Genomic DNA, 14,991 nt, shown 5'->3' with positions numbered 1-14,991 from the left:
GCAGCATCTGATGGAGTCGACAGCGGAATGCCGGACCACGGGACCGTGGCCCGGCATTCCGCTGTCCGGACCGACGGTTCAGGCCTCCGGCGTCGGTCGGCGCGGCGTCGCCGGGAAGGACGAGGCCTCGGTCAGGGCCGTGAAGGCGGCGCGGGTGTGGGTGGACAGGTCGCCCCCGGGCGTGGACGCCCATGTCGTCAGGGCGCAGTGGAACGCGGCGACGAGCATGTCCAGGGCCAGCCGGGGACGGAGGTCCAGGGGGTCGGGGATGTCGAGGCGGCGGTGCAGGGTGGCCAGCGCCGTGTGGGTGGTGCGGTCGCAGAAGTGAAGGCCGTGCGCGTCCATCGAGGGGGTCCGCTCGGTCAGCTTGCGGCTGAGCAGGACGCGGTGGCTCCAGTCGTCGGTGGTCGTCCGCTCCAGCGCCGTGAGCAGGGTGTCCTGGGCCAGTTGCAGGACCGTCCGGTCGGCGGGGCCGAGGTCGGCCGTGTCGAGTACGTCGAGGACCGTCAGCCACAGGTCCTGCGTCGGGGCCATCGCCACGTCTTCCTTGCTGGTGAAGTAGCGGAAGAACGTGCGCTTGGAGACCTCCACGGAGTCGCAGAGCTCATCGAGTGTCACCTTGTCGAAGCCGCGCTCGGTGAACAGCTCCAGGGAGGTGTCCACCAGGAGCTGGCGCGTCCGCTGCTTCTTCCGCTCGCGAAGCGGAAGCGAAGGTGAAGGCGATGGGGCGGGGGATGGGGATGGGGCGGGGGACCCCGGCGGCGCGGTGCTCATGAACCCCACCGTACCGGAGAAGCGAATGCCTCTTGTGCGCGTATGCCACTCGGTGGCACATTGGGCGGATCGAGCCCCTGAGAAAGGCGTCCTCCCATGCGCGCTCTGCTTGTCGACCACTCCACGCCCACCGGCCTACGGCTCGGTGAGGCCCCCGACCCCGACCCCGCGCCGAACCAGGCGCTGGTCCGCGTCGCCGCGGCATCCCTCAACCACGGTGAGGTCCGATTCGTCCTGCGGGAGGCCGACGACGGCGCCGTGCTCGGCTGGGACGCGGCCGGGGTGGTCGAACGCGCCGCCGCCGACGGATCGGGTCCGCCCGCCGGTACGCCCGTGGTCACTCTCGGGCCGGACGGCGCCTGGGCCGAACTCCGCGCGGTCGGAACCGACTTGATGGGTGCGGTCCCGGCCGGCGCCGACCTCGGGGCCATCAGCACCGTCCCCGTGGCGGGCGCCAGCGCCCTGCGCGCCCTGCGCCGGATCGGTCCGCTGCTCGGCAAGCGGATCCTGGTCACCGCCGCGACGGGCGGCACCGGGCGGTACGCCGTACAGCTCGCCCGGCTCGGCGGTGCGCACGTCATCGCCTCCACCGGCGACCCCGACGCCCACGGGGAGGGACTGCGCGCGCTCGGTGCGCACGAGGTCGTCGCCGGTCCCGCCGGTCTCGGCGCGCCGGTCGACGGGGTCGTCGATCTGGTCGGCGGCAGCCAACTCATCGACGCCTTCACGCGGTTGACGAAGGGCGGGACGCTGGTCTCGGTCGGGCACGTCGCGACCGACGAGGGTGAGAACTTCCCGTACGGCGCGCTCTTCGGCGACGACGGACGGCACGACCGCTCGCTCGTCACCTTCTACCTGCCCGACTGCCCGGACCTCGGGCCGGACCTCGCCCTGCTCGCGGCCAAGGTCGCCGCCGCCGAACTCGACGCGCAGGTCTCCTGGCGTGGCGGCTGGGAGAAAGCGCCGGAGGCGGTCGAGGCCCTTCTCGAACGTCGGCTCCACGGCAAGGCCGTCCTCGACCTGCGGTGATCCGGAGACACATACGGACAGGGATACGGCATCGGCCCCCGGGACAGGTCCCGGGGGCCGACAGTTGAATCAGTCTACGAAGAAGGTCAGTTGGCGTTGACCAGTTCGTGCGCCGGCACCTTCACCGTACGCGCGCCCGGCTTGCCGCCCAGGACGACCTTCCGCAGCGCGCTGTTGTTGGTGAGGCTCGTCTCCTGGAGACGGTTCTCCGGGTTGGCGAGCACCTGGATGTAGTAGGTGCCGTTCGCCAGGTTGGTGATGTCGAAGGACTGGCCGGGCAGGTCCTGCGTGTACGTGTCGCCGGAGCCGACGTCCAGCACCTCACGGACGGAGATCGAGTTCTCCTGGCCGCACGCGGTGGACAGGTCGGTGTTGCCCGGGTGCCAGTTGGCGTTCTTCACCGTGTAGTCGACGGCGTCGGTGTTCGCCAGGCAGAACGCCTCCTTGCCGCTGCGCACCTGCTCCTGCTGGTCCGCCTTCAGCAGCCGGTAGCTGGCGAAGTCGGTGAAGTGCCAGTGCTCGTGGCCCGGACGCGGGTCCCACTCCATGGTGCCGGTCGGGGTGTAGCCGATCTGCTTGCCGTCCGCGTCGTAGAAGTACTGGTAGGCGTCCATCAGCTCCTTGCCGGGCTTGCGGAAGCCGTCCACGACGAGCTGCGCGGGGCCCGCGTTCCAGACGTTGGCGCTGAAGGCGAGGTAGTCCTTGCCCTTGACTTCCTGCTCACCATCGCTGATCTGGATGCCGTAGGCGGGCAGCGAACGCAGGTCGGGCTTCGGTACGTCCGGGACGGACGCCTTGCCGGTCGGGCGCTTGGCGTTGGGCTCCGCGCCGGGGGCCTGGCGGGAGCCGTCCGTACGGCCGGGGCCGTCACCGACGGGCGCCACCGCGCTGCGGAGCGAGGACTTCTTCAGCGCCCACGGCAGGGCCGGCGGGGCCGGGATGAGCGGACCGTGGCCCACGTTGTACGAGGGGATGGCGCCGCTCGTCGGGGCGGCGGGGGCCTCGGGGCGCATCGAACCGTGCCCGGCCATGCCCTTCATGGCCGACATGTCGTGGCCGCTGTGGCCGGACGCCGCGCTCTTGCTGCGCAGGCCGGCTCCCTCGTCCTCCCAACTGCGCTCGCGGACCGTCAGCTTGATGATCTGCGGCTTGCTGGAGATGCCGAAGAGATCGCGGTACTTCTTGTTCACCGTCACCTTGGCGGTGTACTTGCCGGGGGCGAGCTTGACCGGCTCGGAGTCGAAACCGGCGTACGTGTTGGACGCCCAGCCCTTCTCGACACCCCACACGGAGCCGAGGGTGAACGCGTTCGGCGGGCAGCTCTCGGGGTACTTCGACTTCGCGGGTCCGTCCGGGTCGATCCGGCCGGCGGCGTTGTTCGGGCAGTACTTCTCGGCCTTGTTGAGCACGACCTTGCGGTTCGTGTCGGTGACGCTGATCTGCGCGAAGCCGGGCAGCCCCGAGAAGTCCTTCACCAGCCCGGCGGGAAGGGTCTTGCTGGTGGTCTTGTCGCCGTCGTGGATGATCTGCTTGGCGACGACCGGGTCCTTGTACGACTTGCGGGTCACCTTGAGTTCGAACGGCCCGCCCTCGGCCGTGAGGTAGGTGCCGAGGTCGAGGTAGACGCCCGGATCCTCCTTCCACGAGTCGAGTGTCAGCGAGTTGGTCGCGGCGATCAGGCTGAGCTTCGGCGCTGCCTGCGCCGAGGCGCTGTCGGGCGCCGCGGCCACGACGCCGGCGGTCACGGCGAGCGCCGCGGTGGCGGCCATCACCGAACGCCTGAGCCGGGCCTGGTGCGTTCTGGTCATCGTTCCTCGTTTTCCGAGTTCTCCGAATGCCTGCGTGGACGGTGGACGAACAGCCGGCGCGAAGTACGGAATCCTGTCGCGGAACTGTTTCCCGTGTACTGAGAGGCGGCGGAGGGTGCTGTGGGTTGTCTGTGAATCGGTGAGACCTGAATCGTTGGCCGAAAGCTGCCGTTGGCTGCCGGATCCGGCCGTCTTTGTGCCGTTTGCGACCGGCGCGCGTTTCCGTCGTGGTAGCGCGCCATTGGACGGACGGGGCAGGCGGACCGGCTCAGTCCAGGTCGCGCTCGGGCGACGTCGCCCACCAGTGGACGAGCTGGTAGACCGTCTCGTAGCCCAACTCGGTTCGCAGATTGGTCAGATGGACGTTGATGGTGCGCGAGCTGTAGCCGAGTGCCGTCGCGATCTGCTGCTGGTCCTGCCCCGAGACCAGCGCGCGCAGGATCGAGCGCTGGAGCTGCGTACTGACGGCGCTGCCCGCGGTGCCGGGCCGCTCCGGGGCGTGCCACTCCTGTCCGAGGGTCCACTCCTGCTCGAAGCACTGGGCCAGGTACGCGCACACGGCCGGGTCCCGGACCATCCACACGCCCGCGGAGTCCGGGCGGCCCTCCAGATGGTCGGAGAAGAAGGCGACCTTCCGGTCGAACAGGATCACGCGCATGAACGGCCTGGCGAGAGTGCGGAACGACCCCCCTAGCGGCGCCACGATGGCGACCCGATCGCGTACGTCGGGATTGGTACGCGCGCTCACGTGGTACAGCGTGCGCAACGTGGCGCCCTTGGCCAGTGCCTTCTTGTCCCGGTCCAACGCCCTCGCGAGGACGTGCCGAGGGCGGATGCCGGGCTGCGCGGCGAGCATCTCGCGTGTCTCTTCGGCCACCTCGCCGATGTGGCGGTTGGCGGCGTCGATGCCCTCGATGTACTGGGCGCCGGTCCGCAGGGCATCGGCCGTCGAGGGCTGGTGCGAGCGGAGTTCGCCGAGCAGGGCCGGGATCTCGTTGAGGCGCTGGGCGGTGTGCAGCAGTTCGCCCTGTACGGACGCGTGCAGGCGACGCTCCAGTCTGTCGAGACCCACGGGGACGTAGCCGCCGAGCGGGTCGGCCATGACGGCGCCCAGCGCGAGGAGCGGGGCGAGTCCGGCCACGTCGTCCCGCACGGTCTCGCCGGCGACGAGGCGCGCGTAGATCGCCCGTGACTCGGGCGGCAGGGTGGCGTCGATGTCGACCGCGTCCGCGTCCGCTTTCGGGTTGGTGGCCTTCGGCTTCGTTGCCTTCGGGTTGGTCGCCTTCGGGTTCGTCTCAGCCGTCATCGCATCTACGCACGCCTTCAAATCCCGGAACTTCCGACGTCCGAACAGCCATATTTCTTGATCCAGGCCGCAGGACGAGACAGCCTACTTCTCACCGGCCGTTTGCGCTTCGGACGTCCAGATCCTGCCGACAGGCCCTCGGAGCGAGGACAGCCGATGGCTGTGCTCGGGCGAGAGGGAGACAATGAACGTTCGGCTTCTGGGCTTGATCGAGCTGTCCGACGGCGGGCGCGTACTGCCACTGCCGTCCGCCCGTGCCCGCGCTCTCCTCGCGTCGCTGGCCTGGCAGCCACGCACCGTGGTCACCGACGCGGTGCTGCTGGAACGCATCTGGGGGAGCGCACTGCCCGACAATCCGCAGGACTCCCTCTATACGGCCGCGAAGCGGCTGCGCCGGGGCCTGGAGGTGGCCGGCCACGCCCACCGGCTGGTCCGGCTGCGCGGCGGCTATCTGCTCGACGTGAATCCGGCCGAGGTCGACGTCCACCGCTTCCGGTCCCAGGTCGTGCTGGCCCGGGACGCCGTACGCCGTGGCTTTCTGTACGAGGCGAACGAGGCGTTCGAACCGGCGCTGAGCGGCTGGACGGGCACGGCGCTCGCCGACGTCGACAGCGCCTGGGCGGCGCGGTGCCGCGAGACGCTGGGCCGGGAGCGGCTGCTGGTCCAACTGGCCGCCGTCGAGGTCAAGGTGCGGCTCGGCCGGCACAGCGAGGTGGTGCCCGAACTGTCCGAGCTGGCGGCCGAGCATCCCCTGGACGAGGGCGTCGCGGCGCTTCTGATGCTGGCGCTGCACCGCTGCGGTCTGCGGAGTGCGGCACTGGGCGTGTACGCCGAGGCGCGTCGGCACCTCGTCGGCGAGCTGGGGGTCGAGCCGGGGGACGCGCTGCGGCGGACGCACCGGGAAGTGCTCGGCGAGAGCGGTGCGGCGGGGATTGCCGCTGGGGTTGTCGCGGGGGGTGCCGTGGGCGGTGCTTCTGGGGGAGACGTGGCGGCGTGCGCCGACGTGCGGGATACGGCGTCGACGCGGCTCCGACTCGCCGGGTGACCTGGTGATCCTCTGACCCGGTGACCGGTCCCGCCCCTGCTCGGTTTCCCGGCTCCCCGGTTCCTCGGTGTCCCGGTATCAGGACCGGCCGTACGGTGCGGAGCCCGCGCACGCTGCCCGCCGGGTGGCTACCACGACAGACGGCGTGAACTCCCCCGAGTAGGGGACTTCCGCACCTACGGCTCGGTCCTGCGGGGGCCACCCCCGACCGTGCGGGACGCCGCCGCACGGACCGAACAGGCCACAGCCTGGTTCAACCGTCGGTCCCGGTCCGGTCCCCGGTCGGTCGCCCGTCGGTCACCGGGGACACGTACTACCGCAGTCGTGCCGTCAGGCTGCGCCCGTGTGCCCGGTAGGTGTCGACGTCGACGCGGGTGCCGCCGAGGACCTTGCGGACGCGGACCCCGTCGTCGGACGACACCGCGCGCAGCCGACGGCCGCGCAGGGTGACCGAGACCGTGTCCCGCTCCGTCGTCGGGTCGGAGACCGCGATCGAGACCGTGCCGTCGCGTGAGGTCCGCAGGAGCACCGACGCGGCGCCGTCGATCGACAGACGGTCGGCGCGGTGCGTGCCGGGCGTGAAGGTGTTGGCGGCGAGGAGGGACAGGCCGCGGTGTTCGACGGCCTGGACACGGGTGGTGTTGGCGACGACCGACAGCGGGCCGCGCCCGCCCCCGTACGCCTTCAACTGCCGCTCCGTGGCGTTCGGTACGAGCGCGTGGGCCGTCGACAGACGCCGCGCGCCCGCCGGTTGGTCGACCGAGAGCGAGAACACCCGCTTGGTGACCGGGGTGTCGGGGTTGGACGTACGCACGAGGCGACGGCTCCTGGTGACGGTGTCGAGCGCGGCTGTCGGAAGGACGGCCCTGCCGCTGCCCTTGTCCCCGTGCCCGTCCCCGCTCCCGTCCCCGTCCAGGAAGACGTACCCGACCGACACCCCCTGCCCGGCGTCGGCGTACCGCAGCCAGGCCACCGGGCCCGGAGCCGTACCGCTCCCCGACCAGACCGCGCCGTCCCGCAGCCGCCCCGTGACCGTGACGGCGTCCGACGGGGCGGCGATCCTGCTGTCGAGCGTGGTCGTCACCGCGCGGCCGGCCGGGTCACCGACCCCGGCCGCCAGGACGACTATCTCGTCGTCGAACATGAACCACGACTTGGTGGCGGCGGCGTTCCGGTACGCGACGAAGTCGTCGGGCAGCTCGCCGGCCTGCTTCGCGGCGTACGCGGCGTCGTCGCCGAGCACGAGTCCGACCGCGCCGTACGTGCCCAGGCGGGCGCCCCCGGACAGGGTGTTGGTGCCGCGCGGGAAGTAGACGTAGGTGTTCTGCGACTCGGAGGACGAGGTGAAGCCGCGCTCCGGGTTGTCGTACCACGCCGTGCCGTACAGCTCGGGGACCGTCCGCCGGGTCTCCACGGGCGCGGTGACGCCGGACAGCCGGTACGGCGACACGGTCGTGTAGTAGTCGACGCCGTGAGCGAGCGTCTGGTCCTGCCCCGCGAGGTACAGATAGTGCGCGCCGTCGCCCTGGAACCACGGCATCAGGTTCTCGCCGCTCATGTACTCGTACTTGCTGATCCGGCTTGAGCTGCGCGCGAGCGCGAAGGCGTAACCGGGCCGCCGGTGCACGGTCCTGTCCATCGCGTTGAACGCGGTGTGGCTCTCGGCGTCCCCGAGGTCGCGCGCCGGTACGGACGCGTCGGCGAGGATGTCGGCGTAGCGCGCGACGCTGACCGGTGAGACGAAGACGACCGGGTCGAGCGCGGCCTTCGACGTCTGCCGTACGAACTTCACGTACCCCTGGAGCGCTGTGGCGTCGGCGCCGGTCGCGTGTCCCGAGAGGTCGACGACGGCCTCGACGACGACGGCGACGTCCGTGTAGCCCGTCGCCGTCCGCGACACCCCGCGGCCCTTGACGACCTCCATCATCCAGCCCTCGAAGACGAGCGGGGCGAAGCCGTCGGCCACCCAGCCCTGCACGACCGCCACCAGGGCGGCGGTGTCGATGTAGTCGGTGCCTTCGAGGATCTTGACGGTCTGCACGGCGCGGGTGAGCAGGACCTTGCCGTACGAGCCGGTGTAGGCGACCGAGTCGTGCTGGATGAAGGAGCCGTCGGCGTAGAAGCCGTCGGTGACGCCGTGCCGGGGCTGGTACGGATCGACCGTCGCGTACACGGTCAGCTGGTCGGCGACGGCCTTGGTGACGCGTGCGTCGTCGCCGGTGACGGCGCCCTGGAGGATCCGGTTGGTGGTGATGTCGGCGAGGTTGGCGCCGGTGTGGAAGCGCGAGTCGAGGTCGACGTCGCCGTCCTTGCCGTTGCGCAGATAGGCATCCATCGAGGAGACGTACGTGGCGGTCAGGCCGGGCCGGTACGCGGCGAGTTCCTCCTTAAGGAGGACGAGTGTCTTCGTCACGCTCGCGGAGATGCCGATCTCCCAGTTGAACCAGTTGCCGTAGTAGCCCTTGGACTGGTCGCCGTAGTAGGTGTCGTGGAGCAGCGTCAGGGCGTCGATGACGCGGCGCTGGACGCTCACGTTCTCCCGGAGGTCCGAGGCGGTGGGGCCGGGGGCGCGGGTGGCGAGGGCTATCTCGTACAGGTACTGGTACGACGTGTTGAGGTTCGCGTCGCTCGCGCCGAGGGCGACGCCCTTGAACAGCTCCCCGGAACCCGCGCCGTCCAGGGCGGCGAGGCGGGTGCGCGCCGTCGAGGTGAGGGCGGCGAGCTTGGCGGCGACCTCGGGGCGGGCGTTGGACTCGGCGGTGCCGGCGAAGATCGCGAGGGTGTTGGCGAGGAGCGCGGCGTGGTTGGCGCCGGGGTCGGTGGCGCTCGCGGATGTGGGGCGCGCGGCGGCCTGGGCGCGCAGCGGCGCGGCCACGGCGAGGAGGGCGGACGCGGGCAACATCGTCAGCAGGGTGCGGCGCGAGAGCTGCAAGGGAGTGCTCCAAACTCGGCAAACATGGCCAGAAAGCGCTTGCTGCAACGCCCCGCATCCAAACAACCGGGGTGGTGCCTGTCAATGAATCCGTGTGGGGAGTCCGGGGCGAATCCGGGGCCGTGACGCGTGGGACGTACGGGGTCCGTGAGTCGTTATGACATCGCTATACACGGCATGTATACGCAGTGTGTAGAGTGTCCGGCATGTCAATCGGTCACACCCTCCTCGGGCTCCTCGAATCCGGCCCTCAGCACGGCTACAACCTGAAACGCGCATTCGACGACTCCTTCGGCCACGATCGTCCCCTGCACTACGGACAGGTCTACTCGACCATGTCCCGACTGCTGAAGAACGGTCTTGTCGAGGTCGACGGCATGGAGGCCGGGGGAGGGCCCGAGCGGAAGCGGTACGCGATCACCGAGGCCGGCATCACCGATGTCGAGCGCTGGCTCGCGCAGCCGGAAAAGCCGGAGCCGTATCTCCAGTCGACCCTCTATACGAAGGTCGTCATCTCGCTGCTCACCGGCCGCAGCGCCGCCGACCTGCTCGACACGCAGCGGGCCGAGCATCTGCGGCTGATGCGCGTCCTGACCGAGCGCAAGCGGGGCGGAGACCTCTCGGACCAGCTCATCTGCGACCACGCGCTGTTCCATCTGGAAGCCGATCTGCGCTGGCTGGAACTGACGGCCGCCCGACTGGACAAGCTCGCCGAGGAAGTACGCCGATGACCCCCGCGCCCCAGAGCCCCGCATCCCAGACCCCCGCATCCCAGACCCCCGCGGCCCCCGAAGGCTCGCTGCTCACCGCGTACGACCTGCGCAAGACGTACGGCACCACCCCCGCCCTCGACGGCGCCTCGTTCTCGATCCACGCCGGCGAGGTCGTCGCCGTCATGGGCCCGTCGGGGTCCGGCAAGTCGACGCTGCTGCACTGCCTCGCCGGCATCGTGCCCGCCGACTCCGGGACCATCACCTACCAGGGCCGCGATCTCACCGAGCTGTCCGACAGCGCGCGCAGCACGTTGCGCCGTACGGACTTCGGCTTCGTCTTCCAGTTCGGTCAGCTGGTGCCCGAGCTGACCTGTCTGGAGAACGTGGCGCTGCCGCTGCGCCTGAGCGGTACCCGTCGTAAGGAGGCCGAGCGGACCGCGCTGGAGTGGATGGAGCGCCTGGAGGTCACCGATGTACGGGCCCAGCGCCCCGGCGAGGTCTCCGGCGGTCAGGGGCAGCGCATCGCCGTCGCCCGCTCGCTCGTCACCTCGCCCCGCGTGCTCTTCGCCGACGAGCCGACCGGCGCGCTCGACTCGCTCAACGGTGAGCGCGTGATGGAGCTGCTGACCGAAGCGGCGCGGTCGGCGGGCACGGCCGTCGTCCTGGTCACGCACGAGGTGCGGGTCGCCGCGTACTCCGACCGCGAGGTCGTCGTACGGGACGGCAGGACGCGCGACATGGACGCGTACGTCGGCGGAGGCGGCAGCAGCCTCAGCGGCGGCGGTCGCGGGGACAGTCGCGGCGGCGGTGGCGGTCGCGGGGACAGTCATGGCGGCAGCGTGGAGCACGCGGCATGACGCTCCTCGACCGGGAGGCACCCCCGCTCTCCCCGCCGCCCCCGCCCCGACCCACCTCCGTCGCACCCACCGGTGTGCGCGCCTGGGCGCGTGACCTCGCGCTCGGCGTGCGCTTCGCCGTGTCCGGCGGGCGCGAGGGCTGGACCCGTACGGCGCTGACCGCCCTCGGCGTCGGCCTCGGCGTCGCGCTGCTCTTCGCCGCCGCCGCCGTACCGCAGCTCCTCGACGCGCGCGAGAGCCGCGGCCAGGCGCGCGAATCCCCGAAGGTCAGCTCGCAGGCGGTCGACAAGGGCAGTACGGACACCACCTTCCTCTGGGCCGACGCGAGCACCGAATACCGCGGTGACCCGGTGGGCGGCCGGCTGCTGCGCCCGGAAGGCGCGGACGCGCCGCCACCGCCGGGAGTCGCGAAGATCCCCGGCCCCGGCGAGATGGTCGTCTCGCCCGCGCTGCGCGATCTGCTCGGGTCGTCCGAAGGCGCGCTGCTGGCGCAGCGGCTGGACGACCGGATCGTCGGCACGATCGGGGACGCGGGTCTGGTCGACCCCGGCGAACTGCGCTTCTACGCGGGCAGTTCGACGCTGCGCGTCGACGGCGTCGGCATCCGGTCGTCCGGCTACGGCCTCGACGAGGACCCGGCGCCGTTCGACCCTTTGCTCGTGGTGCTGGTCATCCTGATGTGCGTCGTGCTGCTGGTGCCGGTGGCCATCTTCATCGCCACCGCCGTCCGCTTCGGCGGCGACCGCAGGGACCGCAGGCTGGCGGCGCTGCGCCTGGTGGGGGCCGACGCCAGAACGGTGCGGCGTATCGCGGCGGGGGAGGCCCTGTTCGGGACGGTGGCCGGGCTGGCCGTCGGTGCCGCGCTCTTTCTGATCGTGCGTCAGATCGTGGGCCACGTAAGGCTCTGGGGGTACAGCTCCTTCCCGTCCGACGTGACCCCGGTGCCCACGCTGGCCCTGCTCATCGTGCTCGCGGTGCCGGTCGCCGCCGTCCTGGTCACCCAGGCCGCGCTCAGCTCGGTGGCCATCGAACCGCTCGGAGTCGTACGCGACACCGGTCTGCGCAGGCGAAGGCTCTGGTGGCGGCTGCTGCTGCCCGTGCTCGGCGTCGGCATTCTGGCGACCGTCGGGCGCGTGGACGTCATGTCGCAGTCGGTCGGGGAGATGCCCATCGTCGTCGGCGCCTCGTGTGTGCTGATCGGTCTCGCCGGGCTGCTTCCCTGGCTCCTCGAAGCGGTCGTCTCACGGCTGCGCGGCGGCCCGGTGCCCTGGCAACTGGCCATTCGCAGGCTCCAGTTGAGCAGTGGCGCGGCGGCGCGGGCGGTGAGCGGCATCACCGTCGCGGTGGCGGGCGCCATCGCACTCCAGATGATGTTCGGCGTCATGCAGAAGGACTTCCTCGAAATCACCGGACAGGACACCGAGCGCGCCGACTTCTACGTCTCCAGCGACTACGGCGACTCCGTGCTCGCGGAGCGGATGATCCAGGACTTCCGCGACACGAAGGGTGTCGCCAAGGTCATCGGCACCGTCGAGGTCTATGTGGCCGCCACCGGCGATCCCACCGAGCAGGGCTGGCAGCCGATCACGACCCTCACGATGGGGACCTGCGCGACGCTGAGGGAGATCGCCGAACTGCCCACCTGCCGGGACGGGGACGCTTTCGTCGGGCACCTCGACGCCAGGGCGGCCAAGAAGGTCGGCGCGGCCGGGGTGAAGGAGCAGAACGACCGCACGGACGGAGCCGCAGTTCCCGGCCGGCCCATCGACCTGACCGGGAACTTCGGTGAGGGCAAGGGGAAGCCGCGGCTGTGGACGCTGCCCAGGTCGGCCCGTACGGTGACGACCTTCCCCGATCCGATGGGCGACCTGCACGACGGCATCCTCGTCACGCCCGGCGCGCTGGGCTCCGTGAAACTGCCCGGGGCCACGGCCAGGGCCTCCATCAAGGTCGACCCGAAGGTGCCGGACGCAGCCGAGTACGTACGCGGAACGGCGGCGGACATCGACCCGACGCTGCGGATCAACGCGCTCAAGGACCTGGAGCGCGACAAGCAGTACGACAGCGTGCAGAGCGGCCTCCAGATCGGCGGCGCCCTCACGATGATGCTGATCGCCGCCAGCCTGCTGGTCTCCCAGATCGAGCAACTGCGCGAGCGAAAGCGCCTGTTGTCCGTCCTGGTGGCCTTCGGTACGCGGCGCAGGACGCTGGTCTGGTCGGTGCTGTGGCAGACGGCGGTGCCGGTGGTACTGGGCACGGCCCTCGCGGTCGTCGGCGGGCTCGTGCTGGGCAAGTTCATGCTGGGCATCGTCGGGAAGTCGATCGGCGACTGGTGGGTCTTCGTGCCGTACGCGGCGGTGGGCGCGTCGGTGATCCTGCTGGTGACGCTGGCGAGCCTGCCACCACTGTGGCGGATGATGCGGCCGGAGGGGCTGCGTACGGAGTAGCGGTGGTGCGGCCCGGCCGGGCCCGGCCCGCGTACGACAGCCACCGCCCTGCCAGGGGCGCGGCATCGGTACGGAGATGCGGGCGGCGGTGCTGCACCTGGCGTTCGAGGGGCTGGGGGCGCGGTATCTGACGTCGTCGGCGATGACCGACAACGCGCGGTCGCTGCGGGTGTCGGAGAAGCTCGGCTACCGCCCGGACGGGCTGACGGTGTCGTCGGTACGGGGGGAGGGGCGGGTGGTGCCGCGGCCCGGGATGGCGCAGGCGCACCGGCCGGGCCCGGCGATTGTCCATCCGCTCCCTCGAAGCCTCACCAAATATTCATGAACGGGCTAATCCGCCAGCTTCCGGGTCGAGTTCGTACAACGCGACAACCCGATACCTCCTTGACACGTCTATTGGTCTAAGCCAACATCCGATTGGCCTGTACCAAGTTCAAAGGCGGTTCGCTGAGCCGGCCGCCGAGCGATGCGCCTTCGGAGGACCCGCATGGAGCCGAGCAGCCGGCCGAGCAGCCGTCACCAGCAACTGACGCGTCTCGCGGGGACGGTGCTCCAGCCCGGGTTCGTGGGCACGACCGTGCCCGACTGGGTACGCCGCAGAATCGCGGACGGCCTCACCTCCGTCGTCCTGTTCGGCCGGAACATCGTCGACCCCGAACAGGTCGCGCGCCTCACCGCCGAGCTACGCGCGGAGAACCGCGACCTGATCATCGCCATCGACGAGGAGGCCGGCGACGTCACCCGGCTCGAAGCCTGGACCGGCGCCTCCCGCCCCGGCAACCTCGCGCTCGGCGCCGTGGACGACGTGGATCTCACCGAGTCCGTCGCACGCGACATCGGACGCGAACTCCACGCCGCCGGTATCTCCCTCAACTACGCGCCCAGCGCCGACGTCAACTCCAATCCCCTCAACCCGGTCATCGGCGCCCGCTCCTTCGGCGCCCGTACGGACGTCGTCTCCCGGCACACCGCCGCCTGGGTCCGCGGACTCCAGTCGGCCGGCGTCGCCGCCTGCGCCAAGCACTTCCCCGGCCACGGGGACACCTCGGTCGACTCCCACCACGGCCTGCCGCAGGTCTCGGCGAGCGCCGAGGAGATCGCCGCCACCGCGCTGCCGCCGTTCGTCGCCGCCATGGAGGCGGGCGTACGCGTGGTGATGACCGCACACCTGCTCGCGCCCGCGTACGACCCCGAGCTGCCGGCCACCCTGAGCCCCCGCATCCTGGTGGATCTGCTCCGCGGTGAGCTGGGCTTCGACGGCCTGGTCGTGACGGACGGCATCGAGATGAGCGCGGTCACCGCCCGCTACGGCATCGACGGGGCCACCGTACGGGCGGTCACGGGCGGGGCCGACGCGGTGTGCGTCGGCGGTGAGCACGCCGGCGAGGCCACCTTCGACCAGCTCACCGACGCGCTGGTCCAGGCCGTGCTCGACGGCGCGCTGCCCGAGGCGCGGATCTGTGAAGCGGCGGCGCGGGTCGCGGAGTTCGCCGCCTGGTCCGGCAGCCGTACGCGCGCCGTGACCACCGACAGCGCCGCGTCCGACATCGGCCTCGTCGCCGCCCGGCGCGCGCTGCGCGTACAGACCGAGCAGGGCCGGGAGTCGGTGCTGCCGCTCGTCGGCGCGCCCCACGTGGTGGAGCTGTCGCCGACGATGAACCTGGCCGTCGACGGGCAGACCCCGTGGGGCGTGGCGGCTCCGCTGAGCGATCTGCTGCCCGGCACGACATCCGTACGGCTGACGGAGGCCGACCTGGCGGAGTCCGGCGGCCTGCCGGACCTGGTCGACCTGCTGGAGCGCAAGGTGCTCGACCCGGCGGCCGAGCGTTCGCTGGTCGTCGTCGTGCGCGACGCGGCGCGGCACGGCTGGATGTCGGCGGCGATGACGCGGCTGCTGGGGAGCCGGCCCGACGCGGTGGTCGTGGAGATGGGCGTACCGAACGGCGCGGCGCCCGGTGCCGTCCACCTGGTCACCCACGGAGCGACGCGCGTCTCGGGGGTGGCGGCGGCGGAGTTCCTGGCGGGGCGCCGCTGACGTCGTGAGCTGAGGGCGGGTGTTGGGGGTCCCCCGGGCCCGGGG

The 14,991-nt window shown here is 71.2% G+C and carries 9 protein-coding genes and 2 pseudogenes; 7 read left to right on the top strand and 4 right to left on the bottom strand.

Features of this window, described 5'->3' with window-relative positions; genetic code table 11:
* Positions 1-78: 78 nt before the first annotated feature.
* Entirely contained in the window at positions 79-663 is a 585-nt protein-coding gene (locus ACFT9I_RS15825) for a TetR/AcrR family transcriptional regulator (protein WP_382564553.1), read from the bottom strand.
* Between the two features lie 207 nt (positions 664-870).
* On the opposite strand from ACFT9I_RS15825, the gene ACFT9I_RS15820 reads away from it, so the two are divergent.
* Positions 871-1,803, top strand: a complete 933-nt coding sequence (locus tag ACFT9I_RS15820) for a zinc-binding dehydrogenase (RefSeq protein ID WP_382564551.1) — start codon at positions 871-873, stop codon at positions 1,801-1,803.
* Positions 1,804-1,889: 86 nt separating this feature from the next.
* Here ACFT9I_RS15820 and ACFT9I_RS15815 read toward each other — a convergent pair whose 3' ends face one another.
* Together ACFT9I_RS15815 and ACFT9I_RS15810 are read right to left on the bottom strand one after the other, a co-directional pair.
* The gene (locus ACFT9I_RS15815; protein ID WP_382564549.1) at positions 1,890-3,611 is read right to left on the bottom strand and encodes a lysyl oxidase family protein; all 1,722 of its coding nucleotides are present in this window, start codon (positions 3,609-3,611) and stop codon (positions 1,890-1,892) included.
* A gap of 268 nt (positions 3,612-3,879) precedes the next feature.
* Entirely contained in the window at positions 3,880-4,917 is a 1,038-nt protein-coding gene (locus ACFT9I_RS15810; protein ID WP_382564548.1) for a LuxR C-terminal-related transcriptional regulator, read from the bottom strand.
* A gap of 184 nt (positions 4,918-5,101) precedes the next feature.
* On the opposite strand from ACFT9I_RS15810, the gene ACFT9I_RS15805 reads away from it, so the two are divergent.
* Positions 5,102-5,962, top strand: a complete 861-nt coding sequence (locus ACFT9I_RS15805) for a BTAD domain-containing putative transcriptional regulator (protein ID WP_382564546.1) — start codon at positions 5,102-5,104, stop codon at positions 5,960-5,962.
* Between the two features lie 313 nt (positions 5,963-6,275).
* Here the strand turns inward: ACFT9I_RS15805 and ACFT9I_RS15800 are convergent, their stop codons facing one another.
* On the bottom strand, positions 6,276-8,894 hold the full coding sequence (locus ACFT9I_RS15800; protein ID WP_382564544.1) for a polysaccharide lyase family 8 super-sandwich domain-containing protein: 2,619 nt from the start codon (positions 8,892-8,894) through the stop codon (positions 6,276-6,278).
* Between the two features lie 206 nt (positions 8,895-9,100).
* Between ACFT9I_RS15800 and ACFT9I_RS15795 the strand changes: the two genes are divergently transcribed.
* The 5 genes and pseudogenes from ACFT9I_RS15795 to ACFT9I_RS15775 all read left to right on the top strand — a co-directional run bounded on the left by ACFT9I_RS15795 (position 9,101) and on the right by ACFT9I_RS15775 (position 14,946).
* The gene (locus ACFT9I_RS15795) at positions 9,101-9,625 is read left to right on the top strand and encodes a PadR family transcriptional regulator (RefSeq protein WP_382564543.1); all 525 of its coding nucleotides are present in this window, start codon (positions 9,101-9,103) and stop codon (positions 9,623-9,625) included.
* A pseudogene (locus ACFT9I_RS15790) lies at positions 9,622-10,350 on the top strand (ABC transporter ATP-binding protein); the annotation flags it as partial. The gene ACFT9I_RS15795 and the pseudogene ACFT9I_RS15790, both read left to right, overlap by 4 nt.
* 110 nt (positions 10,351-10,460) lie before the next feature.
* Positions 10,461-12,911, top strand: a complete 2,451-nt coding sequence (locus ACFT9I_RS15785; RefSeq protein WP_382564541.1) for an FtsX-like permease family protein — start codon at positions 10,461-10,463, stop codon at positions 12,909-12,911.
* A 52-nt stretch (positions 12,912-12,963) separates the two neighbouring features.
* Positions 12,964-13,236: pseudogene (locus ACFT9I_RS15780) on the top strand (GNAT family N-acetyltransferase); the annotation flags it as partial.
* Between the two features lie 162 nt (positions 13,237-13,398).
* Entirely contained in the window at positions 13,399-14,946 is a 1,548-nt protein-coding gene (locus ACFT9I_RS15775; RefSeq protein ID WP_382564540.1) for a glycoside hydrolase family 3 protein, read from the top strand.
* The last annotated feature ends 45 nt before the right edge of the window (positions 14,947-14,991 follow it).

Origin of the sequence: Streptomyces sp. NPDC057137 (assembly GCF_042670825.1) — a bacterium.
Lineage (GTDB): Bacteria > Actinomycetota > Actinomycetes > Streptomycetales > Streptomycetaceae > Streptomyces.
The sequence above is the reverse complement of the archived record's forward strand: the minus strand, read 5'-3'. Positions and strand labels throughout refer to the sequence as shown.

What these genes read in the sequence shown, in the direction of transcription:
- ACFT9I_RS15795 (WP_382564543.1), top strand. Translation starts at nt 9,101, where the DNA reads ATGTCAATCGGTCACACCCTCCTCGGGCTCCTCGAATCCGGCCCTCAG.
- ACFT9I_RS15805 (WP_382564546.1), top strand. Translation starts at nt 5,102, where the DNA reads ATGAACGTTCGGCTTCTGGGCTTGATCGAGCTGTCCGACGGCGGGCGC.
- ACFT9I_RS15820 (WP_382564551.1), top strand. Translation starts at nt 871, where the DNA reads ATGCGCGCTCTGCTTGTCGACCACTCCACGCCCACCGGCCTACGGCTC.
- ACFT9I_RS15775 (WP_382564540.1), top strand. Translation starts at nt 13,399, where the DNA reads ATGGAGCCGAGCAGCCGGCCGAGCAGCCGTCACCAGCAACTGACGCGT.
- ACFT9I_RS15810 (WP_382564548.1), bottom strand. Translation starts at nt 4,917, where the DNA reads ATGACGGCTGAGACGAACCCGAAGGCGACCAACCCGAAGGCAACGAAG.
- ACFT9I_RS15815 (WP_382564549.1), bottom strand. Translation starts at nt 3,611, where the DNA reads ATGACCAGAACGCACCAGGCCCGGCTCAGGCGTTCGGTGATGGCCGCC.
- ACFT9I_RS15785 (WP_382564541.1), top strand. Translation starts at nt 10,461, where the DNA reads ATGACGCTCCTCGACCGGGAGGCACCCCCGCTCTCCCCGCCGCCCCCG.